Source organism: Algoriphagus aquatilis (genome assembly GCF_042657405.1).
GTDB lineage: Bacteria > Bacteroidota > Bacteroidia > Cytophagales > Cyclobacteriaceae > Algoriphagus > Algoriphagus aquatilis.
On record NZ_JBHSKS010000008.1, the window covers coordinates 108496 to 134991 of the forward strand.

At 45.2% G+C, this 26496-nt stretch carries 26 protein-coding genes; 11 read left to right on the forward strand and 15 right to left on the reverse strand.

The features are described 5' to 3' along the window. Both rsgA and ACFPIK_RS11525 read right to left on the reverse strand, forming a co-directional pair. Positions 1 to 924 (reverse strand): ribosome small subunit-dependent GTPase A, encoded by a 924-nt coding sequence (rsgA, locus tag ACFPIK_RS11520; RefSeq protein WP_377915358.1) that lies wholly within the window; start codon positions 922 to 924, stop codon positions 1 to 3. Beyond that, on the reverse strand, positions 921 to 2168 hold the full coding sequence (locus tag ACFPIK_RS11525; RefSeq protein ID WP_377915360.1) for a 3-deoxy-D-manno-octulosonic acid transferase: 1248 nt from the start codon (positions 2166 to 2168) through the stop codon (positions 921 to 923). The genes rsgA and ACFPIK_RS11525 overlap by 4 nt, the downstream gene beginning before the upstream one ends. 177 nt (positions 2169 to 2345) lie before the next feature. Between ACFPIK_RS11525 and ACFPIK_RS11530 the strand changes: the two genes are divergently transcribed. From ACFPIK_RS11530 to ACFPIK_RS11540, 3 genes are read left to right on the forward strand one after another with little or no spacing between them, the layout of a single operon-like run. Further along, positions 2346 to 2831, forward strand: a complete 486-nt coding sequence (locus tag ACFPIK_RS11530) for a low molecular weight protein-tyrosine-phosphatase (RefSeq protein WP_377915362.1) — start codon at positions 2346 to 2348, stop codon at positions 2829 to 2831. Next, positions 2824 to 3696: a fructosamine kinase family protein gene (locus ACFPIK_RS11535; RefSeq protein ID WP_377915364.1), complete on the forward strand. Its 873-nt coding sequence runs from the start codon at positions 2824 to 2826 to the stop codon at positions 3694 to 3696. The genes ACFPIK_RS11530 and ACFPIK_RS11535 overlap by 8 nt, the downstream gene beginning before the upstream one ends. Further along, positions 3696 to 4193, forward strand: coding sequence for a GNAT family N-acetyltransferase (locus ACFPIK_RS11540; protein ID WP_377915366.1), 498 nt, complete (start codon positions 3696 to 3698; stop codon positions 4191 to 4193). Before ACFPIK_RS11535 ends, ACFPIK_RS11540 begins: the two co-directional genes overlap by 1 nt. 13 nt (positions 4194 to 4206) lie before the next feature. Here ACFPIK_RS11540 and ACFPIK_RS11545 read toward each other — a convergent pair whose 3' ends face one another. Together ACFPIK_RS11545 and ACFPIK_RS11550 are read right to left on the reverse strand one after the other, a co-directional pair. Continuing rightward, positions 4207 to 5310: a Gfo/Idh/MocA family protein gene (locus ACFPIK_RS11545; protein ID WP_377915368.1), complete on the reverse strand. Its 1104-nt coding sequence runs from the start codon at positions 5308 to 5310 to the stop codon at positions 4207 to 4209. Between the two features lie 70 nt (positions 5311 to 5380). Next, positions 5381 to 6649 carry an aspartate kinase gene (locus tag ACFPIK_RS11550; RefSeq protein ID WP_377915370.1) on the reverse strand — a complete coding sequence of 423 codons (1269 nt, stop codon included), beginning with the start codon at positions 6647 to 6649 and terminating at the stop codon, positions 5381 to 5383. Positions 6650 to 6704: 55 nt separating this feature from the next. On the opposite strand from ACFPIK_RS11550, the gene fbp reads away from it, so the two are divergent. From fbp to ACFPIK_RS11565, 3 genes are all read left to right on the forward strand, one after another. Beyond that, complete coding sequence (fbp, locus tag ACFPIK_RS11555; protein ID WP_377915372.1) at positions 6705 to 7742, forward strand: class 1 fructose-bisphosphatase; 1038 nt, start codon at positions 6705 to 6707, stop codon at positions 7740 to 7742. Between the two features lie 71 nt (positions 7743 to 7813). Further along, positions 7814 to 8971: a PQQ-dependent sugar dehydrogenase gene (locus tag ACFPIK_RS11560; RefSeq protein ID WP_377915374.1), complete on the forward strand. Its 1158-nt coding sequence runs from the start codon at positions 7814 to 7816 to the stop codon at positions 8969 to 8971. Between the two features lie 160 nt (positions 8972 to 9131). Then, a complete protein-coding gene (locus ACFPIK_RS11565) occupies positions 9132 to 10295 on the forward strand; it encodes a PQQ-dependent sugar dehydrogenase (RefSeq protein ID WP_377915376.1) in 1164 nt (387 codons plus the stop codon). Positions 10296 to 10520: 225 nt separating this feature from the next. Here ACFPIK_RS11565 and ACFPIK_RS11570 read toward each other — a convergent pair whose 3' ends face one another. The 3 genes from ACFPIK_RS11570 to ACFPIK_RS11580 all read right to left on the reverse strand — a co-directional run bounded on the left by ACFPIK_RS11570 (position 10521) and on the right by ACFPIK_RS11580 (position 13815). Further along, a complete protein-coding gene (locus tag ACFPIK_RS11570; RefSeq protein WP_377915378.1) occupies positions 10521 to 11579 on the reverse strand; it encodes an NAD(P)H-dependent glycerol-3-phosphate dehydrogenase in 1059 nt (352 codons plus the stop codon). Beyond that, the gene (locus ACFPIK_RS11575) at positions 11557 to 13254 is read right to left on the reverse strand and encodes a 1-acyl-sn-glycerol-3-phosphate acyltransferase (RefSeq protein ID WP_377915380.1); all 1698 of its coding nucleotides are present in this window, start codon (positions 13252 to 13254) and stop codon (positions 11557 to 11559) included. Before ACFPIK_RS11575 ends, ACFPIK_RS11570 begins: the two co-directional genes overlap by 23 nt. 81 nt (positions 13255 to 13335) lie before the next feature. Then, positions 13336 to 13815, reverse strand: coding sequence for a DUF4199 domain-containing protein (locus ACFPIK_RS11580; RefSeq protein WP_377915382.1), 480 nt, complete (start codon positions 13813 to 13815; stop codon positions 13336 to 13338). 156 nt (positions 13816 to 13971) lie between these two features. Here ACFPIK_RS11580 and ACFPIK_RS11585 point away from each other — a divergent pair, with 156 nt between their 5' ends. Then, entirely contained in the window at positions 13972 to 14946 is a 975-nt protein-coding gene (locus ACFPIK_RS11585; RefSeq protein ID WP_377915384.1) for a polyprenyl synthetase family protein, read from the forward strand. A 43-nt stretch (positions 14947 to 14989) separates the two neighbouring features. On the opposite strand, the gene ACFPIK_RS11590 is transcribed toward ACFPIK_RS11585, so the two are convergent. Then, entirely contained in the window at positions 14990 to 15550 is a 561-nt protein-coding gene (locus tag ACFPIK_RS11590; protein ID WP_377915386.1) for a C40 family peptidase, read from the reverse strand. A gap of 220 nt (positions 15551 to 15770) precedes the next feature. Between ACFPIK_RS11590 and ACFPIK_RS11595 the strand changes: the two genes are divergently transcribed. Then, positions 15771 to 16694: an SGNH/GDSL hydrolase family protein gene (locus tag ACFPIK_RS11595; RefSeq protein ID WP_377915388.1), complete on the forward strand. Its 924-nt coding sequence runs from the start codon at positions 15771 to 15773 to the stop codon at positions 16692 to 16694. Between the two features lie 75 nt (positions 16695 to 16769). On the opposite strand, the gene ACFPIK_RS11600 is transcribed toward ACFPIK_RS11595, so the two are convergent. After that, positions 16770 to 17852: a glycoside hydrolase family 43 protein gene (locus ACFPIK_RS11600; protein WP_377915390.1), complete on the reverse strand. Its 1083-nt coding sequence runs from the start codon at positions 17850 to 17852 to the stop codon at positions 16770 to 16772. A gap of 122 nt (positions 17853 to 17974) precedes the next feature. On the opposite strand from ACFPIK_RS11600, the gene ACFPIK_RS11605 reads away from it, so the two are divergent. From ACFPIK_RS11605 to ACFPIK_RS11615, 3 genes are all read left to right on the forward strand, one after another. Further along, on the forward strand, positions 17975 to 18226 hold the full coding sequence (locus ACFPIK_RS11605; RefSeq protein ID WP_377915392.1) for a DUF6364 family protein: 252 nt from the start codon (positions 17975 to 17977) through the stop codon (positions 18224 to 18226). Further along, on the forward strand, positions 18223 to 18627 hold the full coding sequence (locus ACFPIK_RS11610) for a type II toxin-antitoxin system VapC family toxin (RefSeq protein WP_377915394.1): 405 nt from the start codon (positions 18223 to 18225) through the stop codon (positions 18625 to 18627). Before ACFPIK_RS11605 ends, ACFPIK_RS11610 begins: the two co-directional genes overlap by 4 nt. A 73-nt stretch (positions 18628 to 18700) precedes the next feature. Then, positions 18701 to 19675 carry a Fic family protein gene (locus ACFPIK_RS11615; RefSeq protein WP_377915396.1) on the forward strand — a complete coding sequence of 325 codons (975 nt, stop codon included), beginning with the start codon at positions 18701 to 18703 and terminating at the stop codon, positions 19673 to 19675. Here ACFPIK_RS11615 and thrC read toward each other — a convergent pair. The 6 genes from thrC to ACFPIK_RS11645 form a co-directional block, all read right to left on the reverse strand. After that, entirely contained in the window at positions 19647 to 20945 is a 1299-nt protein-coding gene (gene thrC / locus ACFPIK_RS11620; protein ID WP_377915398.1) for a threonine synthase, read from the reverse strand. The genes ACFPIK_RS11615 and thrC overlap by 29 nt on opposite strands. A 75-nt stretch (positions 20946 to 21020) precedes the next feature. Then, positions 21021 to 21950 carry a homoserine kinase gene (locus ACFPIK_RS11625; protein WP_377915400.1) on the reverse strand — a complete coding sequence of 310 codons (930 nt, stop codon included), beginning with the start codon at positions 21948 to 21950 and terminating at the stop codon, positions 21021 to 21023. Then, the gene (thrA, locus tag ACFPIK_RS11630; protein WP_377915402.1) at positions 21950 to 24400 is read right to left on the reverse strand and encodes a bifunctional aspartate kinase/homoserine dehydrogenase I; all 2451 of its coding nucleotides are present in this window, start codon (positions 24398 to 24400) and stop codon (positions 21950 to 21952) included. The genes ACFPIK_RS11625 and thrA overlap by 1 nt, the downstream gene beginning before the upstream one ends. 445 nt (positions 24401 to 24845) lie before the next feature. Next, positions 24846 to 25301, reverse strand: a complete 456-nt coding sequence (locus ACFPIK_RS11635) for a hypothetical protein (RefSeq protein ID WP_377915404.1) — start codon at positions 25299 to 25301, stop codon at positions 24846 to 24848. Between the two features lie 5 nt (positions 25302 to 25306). After that, positions 25307 to 25768 carry a nuclear transport factor 2 family protein gene (locus ACFPIK_RS11640; protein ID WP_377915406.1) on the reverse strand — a complete coding sequence of 154 codons (462 nt, stop codon included), beginning with the start codon at positions 25766 to 25768 and terminating at the stop codon, positions 25307 to 25309. A 2-nt stretch (positions 25769 to 25770) separates the two neighbouring features. Next, on the reverse strand, positions 25771 to 26448 hold the full coding sequence (locus ACFPIK_RS11645) for an SDR family NAD(P)-dependent oxidoreductase (protein ID WP_377915408.1): 678 nt from the start codon (positions 26446 to 26448) through the stop codon (positions 25771 to 25773). Between the last annotated feature and the right edge of the window lie 48 nt (positions 26449 to 26496).

The window sequence follows — 26496 nt, forward strand, 5'->3', positions numbered from 1 at the left end:
TCATCGGTGACTGTCTTCCTCGTGTAGAATATTGAGGTAACTCTGGTATCGGTAAGGATGAATATATCCTTCGTCCAGCTTTTGAAGCACCACACAGCCGGGTTCATTCACATGCGTGCAGTTGTTGTATTTGCATTGACCCAAATACTGCCGCATTTCAGGAAAATAATGAGAAAGCTCAAACTCCTCCACATCCAAGATCCCAAACTCTTTGATCCCCGGAGTGTCAATCAAATCTCCTCCTTCGGGCAAAAAAAACAGCTCCGCAAAGGTCGTCGTGTGAACTCCTTTGGCGCTGTATCCTGATATTTCTTTGGTATTCTGGCCTGCTCCAGGAATGAGTGCATTGAGCAAGGTGCTTTTACCGACCCCTGAGTGGCCGGAGATTAGACTTGATTTTCCCCGAATATGTGGCAAAAATTTATCTCTGATATCCTGATCCTTAAGCGCCGAAACCTCCAAAACGGGATAGCCTAGGGGTTCATAAATCTCATGTATATCTCGAAGCCATTCTGCTTCATCTTCCCCCTCAAGCTGATCCATTTTATTGACTACGAGCAGGGCTGGAATCCCATAACTCTCTACACTGACCAAAAATCGATCAATGAATCCTAAGGAGGTTCTTGGCTTTTTCATTGTTATGACCAAAATCGCCTGATCCAAATTACTGGCGATGATGTGTGAAAAGTGTTGCTTTCGGGTGGACTTGCGGATCACGTAATTGTCGCGAGGCAAAATATCCAGGATCACTGCGGTATCCTGGCCCGATTCTTTTTCCATCTCCACCCAATCCCCTACTGCGATGGGATTTGTGAGTTTTAAGTCCTCCTGTTTAAATTTCCCCTTCAGACGCGCTGAAATAATTCGGTCTTCTGTCTTGACTGCATACCAGCTGCCGGTGGATTTGATCACTCTTCCTTTCATAAGCTCTTTTTGGTTGAATGAATATAGGTGACAATTCGGCCAGCAGAACCGAGATTGGAATTAACCCAGTTTTTAGCAGAACTGGCTGCTCTTCGGTAGGTCTCTTCTTTTTCCAATTCAGAAAAAACAAGGAAAAGCTGTTGCTCATTTTCCACGGAAAACCCACATCCCTCCTGTTGAGCCTGAGTAGCTTCCGGAAATTTACTTTCTCTTTTCACCTTACCAAATACCACAGGAACTGAAAATCCCAGTGGCTCGAGGATATTATGCAAGCCTTTTCCAAAAGCTCCTCCGACGTAGGCAATCCTTGCAAACTGATATAGAGAGGATAGCATCCCGATATTGTCAATAAACAAAACAGAGTTGGAATCAGCCGAAGTCCAGCCTGAGTATTTTTTGGAGGCTTGTACAATCTGCTTCGACCAGCGATCCATGGGTTCTGGGTCAAGGTCATGCGGGGCAATGATCCATTTGTAGTTTTCTCGAGAATTGATCAAAGGGATCAATAACCTCATATCCTCTTCCCATGCGCTACCCACCACGACGACTGGCCTATCTCCAATCCAGGATCTGATATTCTCCAATGGCTTGGGAGAAGAAGCAGTGGCCGCAACACGGTCAAATCTCGTGTCTCCTGCCAAGCTGACGCGTTGGATTCTGTGTTGCCTGAGTAGATCAAGACTTTGCCGGTTTTGGGTAAAAATCCAATCCAAGTCAAAAAGCATTTTGCGGAAAAATCCTCCATACCAGGAGAAGTAAATCTGATTAGGGCGAAAGGAAGCTGCAATCAGGTAACTCGGAATCCCTTTGTTCTTGAGCGATGAAATCAGATGGTACCAAAGGTCATATTTAACAAAAAACACTTGATCCGGCTTCATAACAGAGACAAATTTCTCCATCCAGCTTTTTCGATCAAGGGGCAGGTAGGTAATGTAGTCGAGATCAGGATTGGGTCGCTTGACGGTATTGTCATAGCCGGAGGGGCTAAAAAAACTCAAGACAACCTTGGTATCAGGCTGATGGGACTTTAACATGGAAATCACCGGTCTTGCTTGCTCGTATTCACCGAGGGAGGCCACATGAAACCAGATCAATTCTCCCGGGTTTTTACTCCTGTACTCTTGGAGTTGGGCAATAATTCCGACTCTTCCCTTCAAAAAATGGCTGACTTTTGGAGAAACCCAGCCCAGGATGGGCAGAAGCCTGGTCACCAATTCAAAGAAGATGAAGTAGAGAAATTTCATTTCTCAAAAGTAGCCAATCCTCAAGATTTTTGATTTTTATTTAATTATTGGTTTGATTTAGAGCCTGAAAAAAATTTTGCAAAAAATTGAATTTAACCTCCATTATTTCAAGTCAAAAATAGGTAGATTCATTGCCCTAGTTTAACATTTTAAGTAGCCTCGTTTTAGTAGTAGCGTATGATTAAGGTTCTATTCGTTTGTTTAGGTAACATTTGTCGATCCCCTCTGGCCGAGGCCATTTTTAATCACAAGATCAAGACCTTAGGATTGGAGCAGAAGTTTAAATCTGACAGTGCAGGCACTTCAGATTTCCATATAGGAGAGCTTCCTGACGAACGAACCGTCAAATGCGCCATCAAAAACGGACTTCCCATTCATCATAGAGGAAGACAAGTCAATCGAACGGATTTCAGAGATTTCGACTACATTATTGCTATGGATGACAACAATCTCCGAAACCTCAATAATCTGAAAGTCAGATATAATTTTGCTGATAAGGAAATCTACCTGATGCGGAATTTTATCCCTGAATGGCAAGGACTGCCAGTGCCTGACCCCTACTATGGAGGAGAGGAAGGTTTTGATGAGATTTACGAAATCCTAGACGAAGCGATTGAAGGATTCTTGGATCAAATCAAGGTCAGTCATCAACTCTATGCTTGATCAGCAGCAGCTTTACGAACAAATACTTTTTGAAACACTCGGGCCTCTGACACAGCTCCATGCAGCCAGTCTGATTGCCGCAGGGAATCATAACCAAGGTGTTAGATTGGACACTTCGGATGGTGCATTTTTCCTTAAACTCAACTTTGATCACGAGTTAGATATCCTAAAAAAAGAAGCAGAAGGGCTTTCTACTCTTTCCAAATCCACCTTCCTAAAAGTTCCTATCGTCTATGGGGCAGGCCGGATTGAAGATTACAATTACTTAGTTTCTGAATTCATTCCAAGTGGTCGGCCCCATCCGGAGTATTGGGAAGACCTCGGACTGGGTCTAGCCCATCTTCATCTAAACCATCATGCTCAATTTGGATTGGAGTACGACAATTTTATTGCATCACTCCCTCAAAAGAATCATCTCTTACCAGATTGGCTGGACTTTTTTATAGAGTATCGGCTTGAGCCTCTTTTGGGAAAAGCTTATTTCGACAGATTAATCCCCTTGGATTTTCTGAAAAAATTCCAAGCCCTATATCCCAAACTGGAATCACTTTTCCCAAGGGAGAAACCTTCCTTGCTTCATGGAGACTTATGGACCGGAAACATCCTATGCGGACCTGGAGGCAGACCTTGTCTGATCGATCCTGCCATTTATTTCGGTCATCGGGAAATGGATCTGGCTTTTTCCCGTCTTTTTGGAGGATTTGATGCAAAATTTTACGAGGCCTATGAATCGATCCTTCCCTTGGAACCCGGATTTGAAGCTCGAATCGGGATATACAATCTCTATCCGCTGCTCGTTCACCTGAATCTGTTTGGTACAGCCTACCTTCCTGGAATCGAAAAAACACTGAATCGCTTTCAATAATGGACTTTCTGATTCGACCCTTCCAACCAGCTGATGCTCCTGCCGTCCGAGAAATCATCAATGATTCGATCCTTCACACCTCTCACAATTACGACTATCATCCCAAATCATTAGAAGAGGTAGAAAGTATTTTTTCTGAAAAAATAAGGGAGGGATTTCCGGTACTGGTGGGAGAAATACAAGGTGAGGTCTTGGCCTATGCCACTTATGGCAAATTCAGGGCAAAACCCGGCTACAGCAAAACGCTTGAACACTCCATCTACCTGAATGAAAAAGCCCAAGGCAAAGGCTTGGGCTCAGAAATGATGCGAAAGTTGATCGAAATCGCAAAAGAACAAGGCTACCACATGATGATCGCCGGCATGGATTCCGAAAATTTAGGGAGCTATCGATTCCACGAACGACTGGGGTTTCGTGAAACTGCCCGCATGCCTGAGGTTTCTTTCAAGTTTGGGAAATGGCTGACTTTGGTGTTTATGCAGTTGAAGCTTTCTTAGGAAAGATTCTCTGTCAGATGAGGCTAATCCTTGCACCGGTCCGCACCGCCTCGTAGATCGCATCTACAATCACCAAGTCTTTCAATCCTTCCTCACCATCTACAGGAATCAATGGCTTTTTGCCATCCAAAATAATGGCTGCCATCTCGTCCATTTGGGTGGTCTGATGAGTAATGTGTTCCGCCTCGATCGGCCCTTTATTGGTTTTGGCTTGGATAGGACCATATCCGGTAGAAGGCTGCATCTCAGCAAAACCTTTCGTCCCATTAAGGAAAAACTTATCCAGATTATTCATCGAATAGGTAGACAGACAGGACGCAACCGCGCCGGAAGGGAAGCCCATTTGAAACGTAATGGTCTCGTCCACTCCCTGCTTAAACTTCACCGGATCGGTCTTAACCTCTTGAGCCTCTACCCAGATAGGTTCCTCGCCCAGCATGTATCGGGCTCCGTTGATCGAGTACACGCCGATATCCATCATAGAACCACCTCCTGCAAGCTCCCGATTGAGTCGCCACTGGGTAGGATCACCGATCATAAACCCACTCAATCCTTGGAAAAAGAGTGTTTTTCCAAACTCACCGGCTCGTTGTCTTTTGACAATTTCTACTGTTTTTGCTTCGAAGTGCATCCGATAGCCTACCATCAGGTGCACTCCTGCAGCTTTGCAGGCAGCTATCATTTCCCGACCTTCTTCGGCATTGAGTGCCATGGGTTTTTCGCAGATGACGTGCTTTCCAGCTTTTGCCACTCCAATGGAATGCGGCTTATGCAATGAATTGGGCGTAATCACATAGACCGCATCGATATCCGGATTGTCCTTGATTTGGTGGTAATTATCGTAGGTATAGCAATTTTTGGCAGGGATGCCATACTTCTGCTTCCAAGTTTCGATTTTGGAAGGGGTACCACTGATGACTCCGACGAGTTTGGCACGCTTGGAGTCCTTCATCGCTTCGGCTACCCGGGTGCCATAGCTCCCCAATCCCATGATGGCGACTCGGAGGACTTTCTCTTCTTTTTCAAAATTCATGGCTGAAAGCGGATCCGCAAAAGGCAAACTAATCGCCAGGGTGGAAAGCCCTGCTTTTTGGAGAAAATCACGTCTTGAGTTCATCGATAGGTGGGTTTAAGGTTAGGTTAACTCTTTGAAGTTAGAAAACTTCAGCTAGGCAAAGCTTTTTGGCTTAGACTTTTCTGCGAACGGCCTGAAAAGTATTTCGGGTGGACTGCTCCAAAAGGACTTGATACCCATCCAAAAGAGAGGGAATTTCCTCCGATTTTTGCTTCAGAATGGTCAGCAGTTCCAAGCCTTCGTTGTATCGGATTTCAAATTCCCCTTTAAGTTGATCCAACAGTTGCTCCAGCTTAAAAAGCTGTGCATCGATCACAATCGAAACTGAAATCGCCGAAAGCTGCAGCATATTTACCCGCAGCTTCAGCGCTTGCAGCTGCTCATAGATTCGGTGGATATGCTTTTCCTCTATGAATGTGAAATCGGTGACTTTGAAACTCACCAAAATCTGTTCTTTCTTAAGCACAATCGTAGGAACTTCATGTGGAGCGGCATGCTCGTGGATTTTGGTACCCGAGGCATCCGGATTCAAAAAAGACTTGACAAAAAGTGGTATCCCTGCATTTGCTAAGGGCTTGATTGTCTTGGGGTGAATGACAGAAGCTCCAAAATAGGTCATCTCAGCAGCCTCACGGTAGCCAAGCTCTTCAAATTTTTGGGTGTTTGGAAAAAGCTTCGGATCGGCATTAAGGACCCCGGGCACATCCTTCCAAATGGTGACTGAACCTGCATCCAAACTCGTTCCCAAGATCGCTGCAGTAAAATCAGAACCTTCTCTTCCTAGCGTTGTTGTCTTCCCTTTTGGATCCTTGCCGATAAAACCCTGTGTCAAAATCGGGAAATTTTCCAGCATGGGCTTCCAAGTGGACTGACAGGCTTTGCGGGTTTTATCCCAATTGATTTTGGCAAAGCGAAAGTCAGAATCCGTATGGATCACCTCTCGGGCATCCTGCCACAGTACGATCAAATTTTGGTAACAAAGGTACTCCGCTACGATTTTAGACGAAATGAGCTCCCCAAAACAAACCACTTGATCGTAGTATTCATCGTAATTGTCTCGGGAAAGGGGTTTTTCCAGTTGATTCTCCAAAAGAGCGAATAGGTTGTCAACTTGGGCAAAAACAGTGTGACCCTCCGGAAACAGTTCCTCACAGATCTCTCGGTGGAAAAATTTTAAAATTGCACTATTCTCAGAAAAATTAAGTCCTTTCAACTTGTTGGTGAGGATACCTTCTAGCGCATTGGTAGTTTTACCCATTGCCGAAACCACAATGATCAAATTATTTCGCAATCGATTACGGAGAATTTCTGCCAAGTTTTTCAATGCAACTGTATCTTTGACCGATGCACCGCCAAATTTATAAATCCAAGTTTTTGACATAAAGAATATTGCCTAATTTCAACTGTATAAACCCAAGTTTTGAACTTTTCAAAGAATGAAAACTTCCACCTTCCAGCCCGATCAATCCCATCTGGCGTATTCGGTCGGCATCACGCTCGATCGATTCATCAAACTTAAGCAAAGTGACTTCCCTTTTGCTTCGGGAGAGCTTTCCCAATTGCTCCGTGACATTGCCTTGGCAGCGAAGATAGTCAATCGTGAGACCAACCGCGCTGGCCTTGCCAATATCGGAGGTGCTTTTGGACAGACCAATGTACAAGGCGAAGAACAGCAAAAACTCGATGTGATCGCCAACATCCGATTTATGCGCGCACTCAGCAAAGGAGGAGAAGTCTGCGCCATAGTCTCCGAAGAGGAAGATGCGGTCGTAGACCTTCAAAACAACTCGGGTAAATATGTGGTGGCTATTGATCCTCTTGACGGCAGCTCGAATATCGATGTGAATATCAGCATCGGTACGATTTTCTCCATCTACCGTAGAAAGTCTCCTATCGGCAGCCCCATCCTCCTCGAGGACATCATGCAGCCCGGCAGCGAACAGGTGGCCGCGGGATATGTGCTATATGGCTCTTCGACCATGCTTGTCTACACGACTGGCTTTGGCGTGAATGGCTTCACTTACGAAAACAGCCTCGGCGAGTTCTTCCTATCCCATCCGGATATTCAAGCTCCAAAATCTGGAACAATCTACTCGATCAATGAGGGACTTCAGCTGGAATGGGAGAAAGGCATAGCTGATTTTGTCCAATCTTGCAAAGAAATGAAAATGCAGTCTCGCTACATCGGTAGTCTGGTAGCGGATTTTCACCGTAACCTGCTCAAAGGGGGCATCTACCTTTATCCCTCCACTTTGAAAAATCCTTCGGGAAAGCTCAGATTGATGTATGAAGCAAACGCCTTGGCATTTATTATCGAGCAGGCAGGTGGAAAAGCAAGCGAAGGGAAGCAGCGCATTTTAGACATCCAACCAAAAAACCTGCACCAAAGAACTCCTCTCATCATTGGTTCTGTGGAACTAGTCGAGCAAGTTGAACGAATGATGAACCCCATGGAGACCTTGGTCACCTCCTGAGACCACCATTCAAAACTTAATTCTGATTTTTCAAGAATAGGTTTAAATTCGAGCCACTTAATTCGAAAACTATGTCTTCAAACAAACATTTTCTTTCCATAGCATTGGTAGCCGGAACGCTCTCCATTTGGACGGCTTGTGGCCCAAAAGAAGCCGAACAGGGAACTGAACAGGCGTTTACCACAGAGACCGAAAAAATGGTCATTAAAGTAGACACCCTCTACAATGAACTTGAAAATCCATGGGGAATGACCTGGCTGAGCGATGGCAGAATGCTAATCACTGAGCGTAAGGGCGAAATCCTGATTTTCAAGGATGATAAATTTACTGGAGAAAAAGTCCAAGGTCTTCCACCTGTCCACAATGTAAACCAAGCGGGTTTGCTGGACATTGCTGCCCATCCAAAGCATGCTGAAAACGGCTGGATCTACATTGCCTATGCCAAGCATTTTGAGGATAGCACAGCTGCAACCACCATCATGCGATTCAAGCTGGAAGGAAATAATGCGGTAAATCAGGAAGAACTGATCGTGGCCGGGCCATCCTGGAAAGGTGGACGTCACTTTGGTAGCCGAATTGTATTTGACAACGAAGGCTTCCTGTATTTCTCCAACGGAGATAAAGGAAACATCCCGATGAATGCTCAGGATTTGACTAACGCTCATGGAAAAGTACATCGAATCAAAGATGACGGCACTATCCCTACAGACAACCCATTTGTAGATTCTGTAGGCGCAGAAGCATCTATCTGGAGCTACGGAAACCGAAATCCGCAAGGTTTATTCTTCGATAAAGCAACCAACACGCTTTGGGAAGTTGAACACGGTCCAAAAGGCGGTGACGAGCTCAACATCATCGAAAAGGGAAAAAATTACGGTTGGCCAGTGATCTCTTATGGTATTAACTATGATGGAACCCAATTGACACAGTTTACTGAAAAACCTGGAATGGAACAGCCAGTTCACTATTGGGTACCTTCCATTGCCACATGCGGAGTTACGGTAGTGAATTCAGACAAATATCCAGGATGGAAAGGAAACATCTTGGTAGCCGCTTTGGCCAAGCAGCACATTGCGAGAGTGGTACTGAAGGACAATAAGCACATCGCTGAAGAAAAATTGCTTTTGGGAATCGGCCGAGTGCGTCAGGTAGCTGAAAGTCCGGATGGTTACATCTATGCGATCACAGAAGCCACAGGCCTATTGGTAAAATTGCTTCCGATTCAATAATTAGTCTTAATGCCCTAAAAAAGGCCTTTTGGGATCTCCAAAAGGCCTTTTTTCATTCTTTTCTGTTATAACACTTTTCAGGGAGGCTTGATTTTCAAACGGTTCGTCAAACCACTCGATCCAACATGCCGTTATATCCTCATCATAAAAACCGATTCCAATGAAGATTTTATTTGGCAATTTTCTGGGCTTTTTGATTTTAGCCCTTTTTTCCACAGTCACTGTTTGTACTCCTTCTGACCAATTAACCGATCCGGATCCATTGCCAGACTTGAAGTTTACCACCAAAACTGCCAAAATGACCATCAAAGTGGACACACTTCACAGAGGTTTTCAAAACCCTTGGGGAACGACTTGGATTGGTGAAGGCAGAATGCTGGTAACAGAAAAACGGGGAGAAATCCTGATTTTCAAAGACGACAAGTACACCGGACAGAAAGTCACCGGACTTCCATCCTTCTACACCAACGGTCAGGCAGGACTCTTGGATATCACTGTCCATCCTGACTATACTCAAAATGGATGGATTTACATCGCCTATGCTAAGCCTGTCAACAGTGGCGGAGCAACTACCATCGGAAGATTTAAATTAAACGGAAACTCAGTGGCTAATTTTGAGGAGCTCATCGTGACCACTCCCGTATGGAACGGCGGCACTCACTACGGAAGCCGGATCGTATTCGACAACCAAAAGTTCCTCTACTTCAGCAACGGAGAGCGTGGCAGCCAAAACAATGCGCAAGATCTCAAAAACTCCCATGGCAAGATCCACCGGATTCATGATGACGGAAGGATTCCAACAGACAATCCATTTATAAACACATCAGGAGCCATTCCATCCATTTGGACCTATGGCAATCGCAATCCCCAAGGCTTGTATTTTGACAAAGCCAACAACCGTCTTTGGGAAGTAGAACATGGCCCAAGAGGTGGAGATGAATTGAATGTGTTGGAAAAAGGGAAAAACTACGGATGGCCAGTGATCACCTATGGAATCAACTACGATGGCACTCCTATCACCAACATTACTGAAAAGGACGGCATGGAGCAACCGGTAAAATACTGGACACCTTCCATCGCAACCTGCGGGATGACGATGGTGACTTCCGATAAATATCCAGCATGGAAAGGCAATATTTTGGTTGCAGCCCTTGCTGCCACCCACATCGCAAGAGTGGAAATGAACGGAGCAAAGGCATCCGGTGAGGAAAAATTACTGCAGGGAATTGGACGTGTAAGGCAAGTGGCGCAGAGTCCGGACGGCTACATCTACGCAGTTACAGAAGGCACCGGGCTACTGATCAAGCTTTTACCGGCAAACTGAAAAGAGGGTTTATCCCTCTTTTTTCTTTTCAAGGATAAAATTCCCTTTAGTGCGATCTTCAAAGGTCTCCTTTGAAGGAAAGAGTCGGTTAATTCTCCTGCTGAGTTCCAAAAAAGCTACCAATCATTCGGCAGGCGTAAGTGCCAAAAACTCCTCTTCACGAATCTTGTTACTCGCTTCCTTAGTCAGATACCGGATTTGCATAGCTGAAAATACGCTAAAATCTTACACAAAGTCCACATCCACACTGAAGGGATACTTCATCAGAAATTGAAGCGCTTCTTCAATAGAAAGATCTTCGAAAAGAACCCGATGGAGATTTTCCGTAATTGGCGCACGAATCCCCACCGTTTTGATAAATGCATCAATAATTCGGATGGTATTCACCCCTTCGGCCACTTCTTCCATTGATTCCAAAATCTGATCCAGTGATTCCCCTTTCGCCAAGCGATAGCCCACGGTAAAGTTTCGCGAATCCACCGAATTGCAAGTAGTCACCAAATCTCCAATACCAGCCAAGCCAATGACCGACTGCACACTTCCTCCCAGTGCCTTGCTTAGGTGCACCATCTCTACCATCCCTCGGGAAATCAGGAGACCTTTGGCATTTTCACCTAACCCCAATCCCGCCAATGCTCCTGCAGCGATGGCAATGATATTTTTCAAGACTCCGCTAAGCTCGACTCCAATGATATCTGAATTTCCATAGACCTGGAATCGCTCGGATCGAAGCAGTCGTTGCCCTTCCAAAATCACCTCATTGTACTTGCTGGCAATCACAGTGGCAGCTGGTTGACCTAAGCTGAGTTCTTTGGAAATATTTGGACCCGCCAAACATCCTACCCGCACGGCTACAGTTTCCTGAACGATCACTTCGCTCATGGTCATGATTTGGTTTCGCTGTATTTTTTTGACAGTTTCCAAGGTTTCCCCGCTTGGCAGATTTAGCGCCAGGCCTTTTGTGCCATGAATTACCAAGTGGTATGGATGTAAAAATGGCGCAAACGTCTGGGTCACCTCCACAAAAGCGGAAGAAGGAACCATGAAAAACAGTATTTCACAGGATTGACACAGCTCCTCGGGGGAAAAGGTAGCCCGAATAGAAGGAGCTAATTCTCTACCATAAGCAGTATGGTCAGTATTGATCTCGTCAATCACCTCTTGCTTTCGGGCATAGACGAGGACTTCATTTTTTTCAGCCAGCATATTGGCTACCGCTGTACCGAAGCTCCCTACTCCGACTACACCGATCAGCTTGGGTTTAGAAGAGTTTTTCGAGGCCATATCCATGTAGTCTGTTGTGGTAAAAATAAAGCAAGCTCATGTCTTCCGTGACAATATTGCCTTTTTGATCCTTAAGCAAAGGTCGCTTGGCATGATACATCCCCACGTTGTCCAGTCCGTGCGCGATGACTGAATCCATATCTCTCTTTAGATGCGGAGCCATGTCTATTTTACCTTGGGCCTTGAGCTCCGTAATTCTATCCAAAACCAGCTGACAACCTGATTTAAATTCCTCATAATTCAGAGTCAAGTCCTCATCCGGCAATCGAATCAGGTCGAAAATATCCAACTTCCTGTTTTTAGCTTTAATCAGTTCAAACGCTACAAAAGCCACCAGATGTGAGCTAAATACTCGGTTGATCTTATGAAATTCCTCGACAATCCGTTTACCCAGCATATGGGTATATTCTTCTTCCCGCTGCGCATCAACGGTCACTTTTCCTCCTGAGACAAAGTAATCTCGGGTATCAATTGTCCTACCCCATTTATCTAAGCTATTTCCATCCTGATCCACATAATTCCCAAGGACATCCATTGCTCGACCTATGGAAACCGAGATGTCCGAACCCTTGGTAAAGAACTTCAACAGAAACTTGGAGATTTTATAAGAAGTGGAAAACTCGTCATTCTCCTTGTAGTAGCGCTCTTGTCCTGTGATACTCAAATAGTCTTGAATCAAACTCGGAGCCTCCAAGACAAAGTGGTAATTGATTGTCACAGGGACGATAAAGACTTTACCTGAGATATCCTGAATTCCGCTTTGGTAGTTGGCACGTTGTGCTTCTATAGCAGTACTGAGAAGCCCGAGTTTAAGCTTAGACTCAATCATGCCACTTCGGGAGCGTGTTCCTCCCGGAAAAAAAAGCGAATGGCAACCGAATTGAATCGCCTCTTTGGAGTAAGTCTTCAAGGTCTCAAGATAGAGCGCGTTTTTCTTTCTTCGGTCCACCTTGTACGCTCCTAGGGCGTTCATGAAGTAGGCGAAGATGGATATATTAAAAAGATTGAGACCCGCTCCATAGATAAAAGGCGGCATACCCAACACCGAAATGATCCATCCGATCAGAATACTGTCCAAATTGGAAAAGTGAGTAGGAACCATCACAATGGTGCCTTTGGTAGCCAAATCCCGGATTTGATCGGTCTGACCGGTAATCTGAATTTTATCCTGAAGCGTGTATTGGTTACTGAATATAGATTTGAACCCCTTTACACGTGCGGCATTCAACAGTCGGCCGAAGCCAAAAGTGACCATGCTTCGGGTAAACTTGTAATGGGAAGCCTTGAAATTGGACGCAATCTCTTCGGCATATCGAGAGGTAATTTTACTCAACACCTGTTGATAGGCTTCCAATCGCTTGGCTTTGGTCAATCCCGAATCAGTGTTGATTTGGAGAAGGGCTGATTTCACCTCACCCCAAAATTCACCTTCATCATCCGGGTCCACAGCCCAAGGATTTTGCTTGATCCGGAGTTTTTCCCGATAGAGGGTAGTTTCGAGTTCTTCTTTAAGAATATCAGGGTTTTTCCCATTCAGGAGCAGAATTTTGGACTCTGCCAGCTCTGCAACTCTTTTTATAAATTCTTTACGTTCCCGGGCCAATTTTACCACAGGCCATTCGTCCTTTTTAGGCAAAATGGGAGCGTACCGATGTTTGATATAGTTCTCCTCCAAGTGGTTTCAGGGTTGATAAAAGGCCTCAAAGATAAGTAAAAAGACCATCCCAAGGGTTCATTGAAGGGATGGTCTTGAAGGTCATTGCTTTGATCTGGTGAAAATCGCCACAATTGCAGAAGTCAATACTCCCATAAAGGCAGCAAAGATCAAAGACTGCTGAATATAACTCATGAGAGAAAAGTGCATTTCGGCTTCCTCTTGGGTCATTTGACCTTTTTCTACTGAGAGCTTTCTGATATTTGGAAAGTATTCGGGTGAAATGTACTCATGCGAAATGTACTGACTCAATGGAGTCAAAATTACCACCACCAGCGTAAGTAGCAGCCCTGAAATCAAGCCTTGGAGGTAAGTCATTTTTCCCTGGTAATCAGTTTTCTTCTTGTCTCTCAGCGCCAGGACGTACAAGGCAATGGCAATAGGTGCGTAAAACATCGTGTAGGTTGCGTGCTGATCCAGCAGCTCATCATGCCAACCGAGGCTTTTCTCCAAAACCATCCAGATCAATCCGGATAAAATGAAGAGGATACCCCATTTGATTTCGATTTGAAATTTCTTCATAGTGTGAGTGTTAAGGTGAATGGAGGAATTAACCCTCCCTTAACAAATTACAAAAAATGCCTGAACGATTTTCAATTGAGTGCGTTTCACATGCTGTGGTCAAATAAACCCTTGTCTGTGCCGGAAAGCGTATTATTTTTACGGCACCATACCCTGATGAAACTAGACCTAAAACAAATACAAGTCCCCATTGAGTCCGAAATGGCTCAGTTTGAACATAAGTTTCGGGACTTTATGAAAAGTAAGGTCAAGCTCCTCGACCACATCACCAATTACATCGTCAAGCGCAAAGGCAAGCAGATGCGGCCGATGTTTGTTTTTTTGACGGCGGGGGTTTGCGGTAAAATCAATGAATCCACGCACCGTGGCGCTGCCCTGATCGAGCTACTCCATACTGCATCCCTTGTACACGACGATGTCGTGGATGATGCCAACTACCGCAGGGGATTTTTTTCGGTGAATGCACTCTGGAAAAATAAAATTGCTGTCTTGGTTGGGGACTATTTGCTCTCCCGAGGCTTGCTTTTAAGCGTAGAATATGGGGATTTTGATCTGCTGCGGATCGTATCCAATGCTGTCAAAGAAATGTCAGAAGGAGAGCTCTTGCAAAGCTACAAAGCCCGAAAACTCGACGTGGATGAGGACATCTATTATGAAATTATCCGCCAAAAAACAGCAAGTTTGATCGCATCTTGCTGTTCGGTAGGAGCATGCAGTGTGGGAAGTGACCAAGCTACAATTGAAAAAATGCGACTTTTTGGAGAAAAAGTAGGCATTGCATTCCAAATCAAAGATGACCTTTTTGACTTCGGAGATGATGAAATTGGTAAACCTGTGGGAATAGATATTAAGGAGAAAAAAATGACTCTTCCCTTGATCTATGCCCTTCGAAATGCAGATTGGCTGACCAAGCGAAAAATCATTTACCTCATTCGTAACCGCTCTGAAGACAAAAAAGCGGTCAACGAAGTAATCGACTTTGTAAAGAAAAGCGGAGGGTTAGAGTATGCCAAGGAAAAAATGAACGGGTTCTACCAAGAAGCCTTGGCTATTTTGAAGGAGTTTCCTGACTCGGTTTACAAAACCTCCCTTGGCGACCTGGTAAGCTATTCTATCGAGCGGAGAAAATAAAAGTGGAGCCTGAGTCTGCACTTTCGAATTCAAATTTTTAAGCTTATATAACTCGCACCGCCTTGATGAACCTACGGGTGTAACTGGGCTGCTTGAGACTGGAAATCATCACTTTCATTTCCTTACTCGAGGAGGCGTGAATAAACTCGCTTTCCATTCCTTTTGGATCAGTTACGATCCCGATATGTCCGATGGCATTACGAGTTGGACTCAAAAAAACTAGAATATCTCCCTTTTTCACGGTTTCGATTGGAACTTCTTTGCCAAAATCAGCAAACTGAGCGGAAGTCCTAGGGACTTTGATTCCAAATTCTTGATAGACATAATAAACGAAACCCGAGCAGTCGAAGCCTTTGGAACTCGTGCCTCCATACACGTAGGGTACATCCAGGAAAGTTTTCCCAAACTGCTCCAGACTATCCCTTAATAGGGTATCGGCTTCCACTGAGTCAGACTTTACTGGTTCTATGGTTTCAACCGAGATTTCTGCTTGGCCTTTGTAGGGTTTTGTTGGAAACCGAGAAGCAATCACTCCCAAGATACCAAGAAGAAACACTGCCGCTATAGAGATTTTTAGAAAGATGGTTTTATTGAAATTCACCATGTGGAATTGGATGAAAAGGAAAAGTCTATGCGAGTGTAGACTGTCATTCAAGGACTTATTTCTGGCAAACTGCCTCCAAAAATAAATCGTTCCAAAACTACCCTACTTGAAATTTGATTTTGTAATGTTAGGTAATCTCAACTTTTGGAAAACACGATAGCAATACATTACCCATCCAACTGAATTTTTGGACTTATCTTAGAGGAAATACCTTACGACCATGAACAAAGTCCTTGGCTTACTCCTGTTCTTCTTTGTTTTCCAGCAAGCGGGGTTCACCCAAAACTATTCCATCCCTGAGAGCACCAAAAGAATCGTTTTTCTCGGCAACAGCATTACCTACAATGGGAAGTTTGTTTCTTACCTCGACGCTTATCTTTCCTTGAAGTACCCCGAGAAAAATCTGGAAATCATCAATGTAGGCCTCCCCAGCGAAACGGTCTCCGGGCTCTCGGAAGAAGGTCATGCGGATGGAAAATTCCCAAGACCTGAGCTTCGGGAGCGTCTGGATCGAGTTTTGGAGCAACTCGAGCCGGATTTGGTAATCGCCAATTATGGGATGAACGATGGCATTTACCTTCCCTTTGAAGAAGAGCGGTTTGAGGCCTTTAAAAAAGGAATGGCTTGGATGCATCAGACGATAGAATCTTCCGGAGCAGAAATCATCCACGTCACCCCACCGATCTACGATGAGCGAAAAGGTGCCGCCTACGCCAATGTATTGGACATCTACTCGGATTGGCTGGTCAGCTTACGCTACACCCAACACTGGAAGGTGATCGATCTCCACTGGCCCATGCGAAGAGAATTGGAGGAAAAGCGGAGTGTGAATCCCGAGTTTGCTTTCGCAAAAGACGGGATACATCCCGATGAATCAGGGCACTTTTTGATGGTAAAAATTCTCCTTACTGGCCTTGGAGAAAATGTAACTAATGCCAAAACCATAGAAGAACTACTCTCCCCTTTCCCCCATGGAATGCAAGTACTCGCCCTCATTGAGCAGCGCCAGGAAATCCAAAAACTGGCTTGGTTGAGTGCCACAGGACACCTTCGCCCGGGAATCCCGACAGGGCTTTCGTTGGAAGAAGCTCAGCAAAAAGTAGTCGGGCTTAATCTTCAAATCCGTAAACTAATTTTTCCTTAACCTATTCTCGGAAAGTCATCTTCAAATTTTTCCACTCTCCTAAATCAAAAAAGCCGGCTTCACACCGGCTTATAATTACTTCATTGGATTAATGGTCTGGATTTTCCCATCAGGAAGATGCGTTAGTTCGGTCATTTTGATGTTGCGGAGTGGAGTTTGACCTGAGAGTTGAGTATCGTGGTAAAAGAGGTACCATTTCCCCTGAAACTCTACAATCGAATGGTGATTGGTCCAGCCTTCCACCGGCTCGAGTACATTGCCCTGATAGGTAAATGGCCCATACGGATTGTCACTAATCGCATACGCGATAAAGTGCGTGTCGCCCGTGGAGTAAGACAGATAATACTTCCCGTTGTACTTGTGCATCCACGCGGCCTCAAAGAATCGTCGGGCATTATCCCCTGCTTTGATGGGCTCACCGTTTTCGTCTAGGATGAGGAGTTCACGGGGCTTTTCCGCCAATTCGGTCATCGTGGCTCCGAGCTTGGCAATGTAGGGCATCAGGGCTTTTTCCTCAGGTGCTGGAATTCCGTCAGTTGGACCTTTTCTTCCGGCTACTAATTTCTGGTCCTCATACCATTGAAGCTGACCTCCCCAAATGCCTCCCCATAGCAGATAATACTCCGCCCCGTCCTGAAATGCGGAGGGGTCCATGCTAAAAGTGCCTTTAATCGGTTCCAGTTCGGCTTTGAAAGGCCCTTCAGGCCTATCCGAAACAGCCACTCCGATTTTGAAGATGTCCTGCTTGTCTTTTGCAGGGAAGTAGAGGTAGTATTTTCCATCCTTCTCGGCTGCATCCGGTGCCCAAAGCTGCCGACCTGCCCAGGGCACATTCTCCAGTTTAAGCGCGACACCATGATCGGTGACCGTTCCTCCGGGACTTTCCATGGAAAAAACATGGTAATCCTTCATGTCAAAGTGTGACCCCATGTCATCTTGAGCTACTTCGGTTTCGATATCGTGTGATGGATAGATGTAGATTTTTCCTCCAAAAACATGCGCAGAAGGATCAGCTGTGTAGATATGCTCGACCAGAGGAGCATGTGCAAATTTGGAAACGGTGGAATCAGCTTCTACTGTCTGGACAACCTCTTTTGGCTGTGAACAGGCAAGTCCTGCTAAAAGTAGAATACTGAAGTAAGGGATTGATTGACGCATGGTTAGATTAGGTTTGAGTTAGGCCTTGAAAATAGTGAAGGATAGCCCTTTTTCTAAATTTTCTCAAGAATTAGAATCAAGAAAAGACGATAACACGTATATTGAATCAAATCATACGTGTAATGAAAACTAAGCTTACCCTCACCATTGAAAAATCAGTGATTGAAAAGGCGAAGGAATTTGCGGGCAACTCCGGAAAAAGCCTTTCAGATCTGGTAGAGCGATACTTGGAAAAAGAGATTGCAGAAGCTGAATTGCAGGAAGCCAACATACCGGAGGAGTTTAAAGGGCTTTTTGGTTCGGTCAATTTACCCGCCGACCTAAATGAAAAAGAGGCAATCCGGGAAATTTTAAGCCAAAAACACAAGGGATGAACCGATACTTTTTGGACACCAATATCCTATTGGACTTTTTGGGAAATCGGCAGCCTTTTGGGAAATATGCCCTAGAAGTTCTTAACAAATCCCGTCTCAAGGAATGGGAACTTTGGACATCTGACAATTCGATTCTTACTAGCTATTACATCATTTCAAAGGAAATCGAAGAAGCGGAAAGCAGAATAAAAATCAGCAGGCTCATCAATTTTTTGGAAATACAGCCAACTCAAAAGGCCCATATTCAACAAGCGCTAGAATCAGATTTTAAAGACTTGGAAGATGGAGTACAGCATTTTTGTGCTTCCAGTATTCCGGAAATAAAAGGAATCATCACACGGAACAAGAAAGACTTCAAAACCAGTCAAATCCCGGTTTTTGAGCCTTGGGAGGTGATTTAGCCTGATTCTTCCCTTTTCCAAGACAAGAAATCAAGAATAAAATTACCTTTGATAGTATCAAATGATACTATCAATGAAGCCTCCCTATGATATCACTCCTGAGATTTTAAAATGGATAAGCTCCATTTCGGAGAAGATAGGCGAGGCAAATGCACTTTTTCTGAGCAAACCTTCTCCCCAACTCAGGAAACAGAATCAGATTAAAACGATCCACTCTTCTCTTCAAATCGAAGGAAATACCCTAAGCGAGGACCAGATTACAGCACTTTTGGAGGATAAACGGGTGATTGGGCCGCAAAAAGACATTTTGGAAGTGCTCAATACAGTTTCTCTTTATGAAAATTTGGATTCGCTGAAATCTACTTCTGAAAAATCCTTCCTCTCTGCTCACGCCACTTTAATGAACGGATTAATAGAAAATCCAGGGAACTATCGAACTCGTGGTGTGGGAGTAGTCAAAGGCTCACAAGTGGCACATCTCGCCCCTCCTGCTGGAAATGTCCCCGGTTTGATGAAAGATCTTTTTAAATACTTAAAGGATGACCAAGAACTTGTCTTGATTAAAAGTTGTGTTTTTCACTACGAAATGGAATTCATTCATCCTTTTTTGGATGGTAATGGCCGGATGGGAAGGCTGTGGCAAACCGTAATTCTAAAGGAAAAGTATCCTGTCTTCGAATCTCTCCCATTTGAAACTTTGATCCACAAGACACAATCGGAGTATTACGAGACTTTAGCGCTAAGTGACAAAACGGGTAAATCTACGGCTTTCATCGAGTACATGCTACGAATTCTCGATGCAGCATTGGAAGATTTGCTTCGCTTCAAAGGAAAAACCATCCATCCGGAAGATCGAATGACTTACTTTTTATCTTTGGGTAAAAGCCCTTTCACCCGAAAAGATTACATGGAAGTGTTTAAGACCATCTCTACAGCTACGGCAAGTAGGGATTTGAAGAAAGCGGTGGAGGAGGAAAAACTTAGGGCAGAAGGGATTGGGAATAAGACTTTTTACATTCTCAATCCAACCTCTCCAAAAACCCCTTAAACTCTTCAAAGCTTTTTCCCATCGGGATCACCTGTTTTTCTCCTTGCAGAAAAGCCGCCAATCGCTCCGGTAGCACCAATTTTTCTCCCAAAGCTTGCTCGACCACATCACGGAATTTGCCCGGATGGGCGGTCTCCAGAAATACTCCCACAAAGCCTGGATTCTCAGCGATAAAATCTTTCAAACCCAAATACCCCACTGCCCCGTGCGGATCGAGGGTGTAGCCCAGGGGCTGCACAGCTTGAATCGCCTCGACGGTTTGCTCATCCGTGTAAAAATAGCCTTTGACATGTTCCCGAAACAGCTCCTCATCGCCTCCATACAGGGCCTGAAGCCTTGGAAAATTGCTCGGATTGCCCACATCCATGGAGTTGGAAACGGTGGGCACTGATGGCTTGGCTTGGAAAGGAAAGCCATGCAAATACTCGGGCACGACCTTGTTGACATTGGTAGCGGCTACGAAGCGGTCGATCGGCAAGCCCATCTGCTGTGCCAAAATCCCCGCTCCGATATTTCCAAAATTTCCGCTTGGCACTGCAAAAACGACCTTTTTCCCTCCTTTTGGCAATCGGGAATAAGCATAGAAGTAGTACAGACACTGTGGAATCCAACGGGCAATGTTAATTGAATTGGCGGAGGTCAAGAGCAACTTTCGGTTTAGCTCCTGATCCAAAAAGGCCTGCTTCACCAGCGTCTGACAGTCATCAAATACACCATCTACTTCCAAAGCGGTAATGTTTTGGCCCAAGGTCGTAAACTGCTTTTCCTGAAGTGGACTGACTTTTCCCTTCGGAAAAAGAATAATCACCTCCACGCCTTGAACGCCCAAAAAGCCATTGGCCACGGCACTTCCGGTATCCCCTGAAGTAGCGACCAATACACGAACTTTTTGGCTTTGCTCTCCTACCAGCATGCTCATCAACTTTGAGCAAAACCTAGCACCAAAGTCTTTGAAGGCCAAAGTCGGCCCATGAAACAGTTCCAAACTGTAGACATCCTCCTCCAGTTTTACGATTGGTGCATCAAAAGTCAAGGTATGATCGACGAGTTCATGGATCTGCTTTTCACTCAAATCCTCCGAAAACAAGGCCCCGATCACGGCATAGCCAATTTCCCGGAAGCTCATTTCCGACATCTTTCCGATGAGTTCCTCTGACAAAACAGGAATCCGCTCGGGCATGTAGAGGCCATTGTCCGGTGCAAGTCCTTTGATGACCGCTTCGGAAAGGGAAACTTTATGATCAGGATTGTTGGTGCTGTAGTACTGCATTCGATTATTCCTTTTCCGCCAACAGTCTCACAATTTTGCAGTCGACTGTCGACCGTTGACTGTTGACAATTCTAGTTATTCAAGAACAAAAGCCCCCTGGGTATTGATCGCAGAGTGATAGGCGTCCACACCAAGACCGATGGAGTCGTACACTTGCTGGGCAGCGTCGATGATGGATTGGACGGTTTTTTCTCCTTTGGATAAGGCGAAAAGCGTGGGGCCCGAACCCGAAATTCCCATTCCCAGTGCTCCGGCAGCTTTCACTGCTTCTTTCACTTCATAAAATCCGGGTATCAAAGTAGCCCGATAAGGCTCCGCAATCACATCCCGAAGGGATCTACCAATCAGTTCGAAATCCTCCTGAAACAGCCCTGCGATCAATCCGGCCACATTTCCGGATTGGATGGTGGAATGCTTCAAAGAGACGCTATCGCGCAAAACCGATCTGGAATCAGAAGTCTTTAACTCAAAATGCGGATGCAAAAGCGTACAATGCAAACCGTCCGGCACATGAAGCTTGATCACGTCCAGTGGATGGTAATCCCGAATCAGGACAAATCCACCCAACAAACTCGGGGCAACATTATCCGCATGTCCGGCACCGCAGGCGACTTTCTCAGCCACCATCGCAAAGGGCAGCAGTTGTTTTTTCTCAAAAGGCTCGCCCAAAAGGCGATTGGCAGCGACAAGTGCAGCGACGGCACTAGCTGCACTCGAACCCATTCCGGAACCTAGCGGAAGACCTTTTTCGAGGTAAATTTCCATTCCAACTTGATGACCTAACTCATCAAGCATGGCCTGAATGGCTACCGCACAGGTATTTTTCTCGGCCTCAAAAGGCAATCTACCTCCATCACCGGTAATGGAAACAACCTGCAAGCCGGGATCTTTTTTCTCCCTCACCTCCACCACATCGCCCATTGCATCGATTGCAAATCCAAGAATATCGAATCCACAAGACACATTGGCGACCGTAGCCGGCGCAAAAGCTCTAACCGAATTCATTACTCTCGGGTATAGTTACCGATTCGAATCACGTCAGCGAATACTCCGGCAGCGGTCACATCTGCCCCTGCACCCGGTCCGCGGATGATCATTGGACGGTCATGGTAGCGATCCGTGGTCAGCAGGATCATATTGTCACTGCCTTTCAAACTGGAGAAAGGATGAGATTCAGGCAGTGACTTCAAGCCGACTTTGGCCTTTCCGTCTTCCAAGGTCGCCATGAATCTCAGCTTCTCTCCCTTGGCTTTTGCATCAGCAAGAAGCTTGGCAAAGTCAGCATCGTGCCCTTTGAGCTTTTCAAAAAACTCATCCACCGACTGGGTGTGCTGGCAGTCTGCCGGCACCATACTCTGAATGGTGATGTGGTCAAATTCGAGTTCCTGCTCTGCTTCACGGCCGAGAATCAGGATTTTTCTGGCCACATCCATTCCACTCAAGTCATCACGAGGATCTGGTTCGGTGTAGCCTTTTTCTTTGGCGACTTTGACCACTTCGGAGAAAGGCGCTCCGTTTTCAAGTTCGGAGAAAATAAAGTTCATCGAGCCACTGAGCACGGCTTCGATACGGATCACCTTGTCTCCAGAGAGCATCAAATCCTGCAGGGTATTGATGACGGGAAGACCCGCGGCCACGTTGGTTTCGTAGAGGAATTTTACCCCTCGGCGTTTTGCAATTCGCTTCAGCGATCTGTAATTATCCATGGAAGAAGAATTAGCCTTCTTATTAGGAGTCACGATTGCAACCTTTGCTTCCAGAATTCTGGCGTAAGTATCTGCCACCACCTGACTAGCGGTACAGTCCACAAAGACCGAGTTGGAGAAGTTCATTTCCTCCATTTTGGTAATAAACTTGTCCATATCCATGGTCTGATCGCTTTCGCTTAGCTCATAAGGCTGCTTCAGGTCAAAGCCATCCTCATGGAAAGCCATGTATCGGCTATTGGCCATGCCGTGAATCTGCACATCGAGCTCGTTGTCATTCAAAAGCTTGTGCTGCTGATGAGCAATCATTTTCATCAGAGCCTTTCCAATCAAACCTGTGCCTACCAAAAAGACGTGAAGTACCTTGTTTTCAGAAAGGAAAAATGCCTCATGGAGCGCATTGAGCGCTTTTTGCAAATCGGGCTGAGGAATTACCGCCGAGATATTTAACTCCGAACTCCCCTGAGCAATGGCTGCCACGTTGATGTTGTTTTGCCCCAATGCGCGGAACATGCGGCCTGAAGCTCCCGGGTTTTGCTTCATATTTTCACCCACGACTGCGACAGTTGCCAAGCCATGGAGGAGCGAAACCTGATCCATTTCACCGGATTTGATTTCATAAAAAAACTCACGCTCGATCGATTCCTTAGCCATGTAGGACTCCTGAGTTTTGATCGCCAAGCAAATGCTGTGTTCGGAGGAAGCCTGTGAGATCAATACGATGTTGACTTTGGCTTCTGCCAAGGCTTTGAAAACCCGGCTTACGGTCGCACCACCTTCGATAAGTCCTGCACCCTGAACAGTCACGATGGAAATATTGGACATCGAGCTGATCCCTTTGATCAGGGCTCCATGGCTGACTTCCCCGTTGATGAGGGTGCCTGGATTTTCGGGTTCGAAGGTATTTTTGATGTAGATCGGGATGTTTTTCTTCATCGCCGGCTGCATCGTGGCTGGGAAAATCACTTTGGCACCAAAGTGCGAAAGCTCCATGGCCTCGTTGTAACTCAGCTGTGGAATGGTGAAAGCAGTATACACCAGCTTGGGATCTGAGGTCAACACCCCGGAAACGTCGGTCCAGATTTCCAGATCGGTAGCTTCCAAAGCTCCTGCAAAAATGGCTGCGGTGTAATCAGATCCAGAACGCCCCAACGTGGTGGTCTCTCCCTTTGCAGTAGAAGCGATAAATCCTGTAATGACTTTTACCCCGTCGTTTTTGGCGAAATACTCCTTAATCTGAGCATTGGTGACTTCATAATCTACTCTGGCTTGGCCAAAGCGGTCATTGGTACGGATGACATCACGCGCATCTACAAACTGCGTTTTGATGCCTTTTCCGGCCATGGCTTCAGCTAAAATAAACGCCGAAAGCCGTTCTCCAAAGCTGGCCACATAGTCAAGAGTCCGAGCCGAATTTTCTTTGATCAGAAAAATGCCGTGGAAAAGGTCCTCCAACTCTTTGAATCTCACCTTGACATAGGTCATGACGGTGGATTGATTTTGGACGGCAATGAGCTGACGGACGATTTCCAAGTGCTTTTCTTCGAGGGTTTGAAGCAGGTCTCTGTAGGCCTGATCGCCTTCACGGGCAAGTCTTGCAATGGTAAGCAAGCTCTCCGTAACTCCTCCAAATGCGGAAAAAACGACCGCTATTTCGTGACTTTTAAGCTTGTCTTGGAGGATAGCAAAGACCTTTTTGATGTTTTCGGGGTTCGCTACGGAAGAACCTCCAAACTTGATAATTTTCATAGTAAGAATAGATTGCTGGAAACTAATATCTGGCCAAAAAAGGCCTCAGGGGCGGGTACTCAATGATCACGACGGGTCACCCCGTAATCATCGTGGTCATCATGCCTGTAGATGTCATCAAAAAAGCAGCCGCCTCACCCGTCATGCGGGAAGAATCAGAAAAAAGATACAATTGAGCTGCAAATACCATAGGTCGGTGAATTGACTTGACAATCTTACAGCGAAAAAACCGATTGACCAAAAGAAAATTCAATCGAATGGGATTTTTTTAGATATTTTTCACTGAATAGTCTAAAAAATTGTCCTTTTAGCAATTTCTTCAAAATAAAATTTTACAAAAATCTAGAAGAAAGCAAGTTTAAAAAAGAACGAAAAAAGGAAACGCTCATCCTTCCAAAATGGTCTATGGAAACGATGAGCGTTTTGTATTGAGAGAGAAAGGTATTTAGGCCAGTTCTTCGATCACCTGCATTTTACCTCGGAAATTGATTTGCTCTTTTTTCTTCTTTCCGATCAGGAGTTCGCCCAATGGTGAGTTTTTGCTGAGTAAAAACACTTTTGCATCATCTACCTTGATCTGACCGATGCTAACAGCGAGTAGAAACCATTCGGTACCCAATTTTACCAAAGCTCCTTCTTGCACAGTTGGTGGAGTTTCTTTGATGGTATTTAATCGGTACAGTTCCTCTAGGTCAAGTTTACTTTGTTTGATTTGCTTTTCGAGTGAGTTAAGATCCTGAGTCATCGTTTCACGGCTGGTTTCGTATTTGTCACCGGCACTGTTTTTTTCCTCCTCAAGAATACTCTCAATGATATTTTTTCGCTCCTCAGCCAAAAGGGTTTCTTTTTGTTTTAGCTGATCGATGGCAGTTTGATAGACTTTCGCTTTGAATTCGTTCATAAAATTTACTCTTCACAAGGTTCTTTTCTTCGGGTATCGATGATGTAGACAATTTTCCAGCCCTCGGCCATTTTGACCAACTGAAAGGAATTAACTCCACAGTGGCTGAAATTTCCATTGACATAGAATCGATAAGGTGTCCAGGCAGAAGCCATGGTTCCATCTACTTTGATTTGATAATCTAAAATGCGCTCATCCAGAGTGGTCTCTGCCGGAGTTGTGGCAATTCTTTTCACAAAATCTGCCACAGAGTTGCTACCCACCGAACTTCCTTCGGGCTTTGCTTGGACAGTTTGCATGAGTCCTTCGGAATAAAATGCTGCCGATACCTGCTCTGCATTTTTTGTTTTCATGCCTTCAAAAAGGCTTCGGATGACGTCCTCCACGGCTTTTTCTTCCGATTGGGAAAAGCCCGACAAACAGAACATAAATGCCAAAAGGGCTGATAAAATCAATTTCTTATACATACTTAAACTCCTCCGTAAAGTTTGAATGTCATCTGTCGTAACGCTGGTGTGTTTACTGCATAGTGCATGGCCTCGGCGATATCCGCAGGATTGACCCACTTACTTGCATCGGCCTCCGGCATAGCTGCTCGATTGGCGGGTGTGTCCATAATGCTTGGGACAAACACATGAGTCCTGATATCTGTTCCCTTCACTTCTTCAGCGACTATTTCTGAAAGCGAAATGACCAATTTTTTACTCAATGAGTAGGCAACTGTTTGCGTAGCATCATGTAGTTGTAAAGCTGGCCGAGCTCCTACAAATAAGAAAGTTCCGCTTTGCTGTTTTTTGAACAATGGAAGAAAGCCACTGACCATCGAAAATGCGCTAAAAAAATTGAGCTGAAACATTGCCATTAGATCCTTTTGGGTAGTAGTCTCAAGTGTCCCCATCGCAAATCCACCCACAATCATGGCAATAGCATCCAATTCTCCATATTGAACTTGGTACTCTCTGACGAATTCAGTGACTGCTTTCTCATCAGTCACATCTATTTCATAGGTGTCGTCTGCTTCTTCGGACACTTCATTGGCGTCAGGCCTCACCAAAGCGATCACGTGATAGCCTTCACGCTTGAATTTTTCTACCACAGCACTGCCAAGGGCACCTGCCGCTCCGGTTACGATTATATTTCTGCTCATCAGTCCTTCTAATCCGTCCTATATTTGCTAAAATTAGCCTTAATTTTT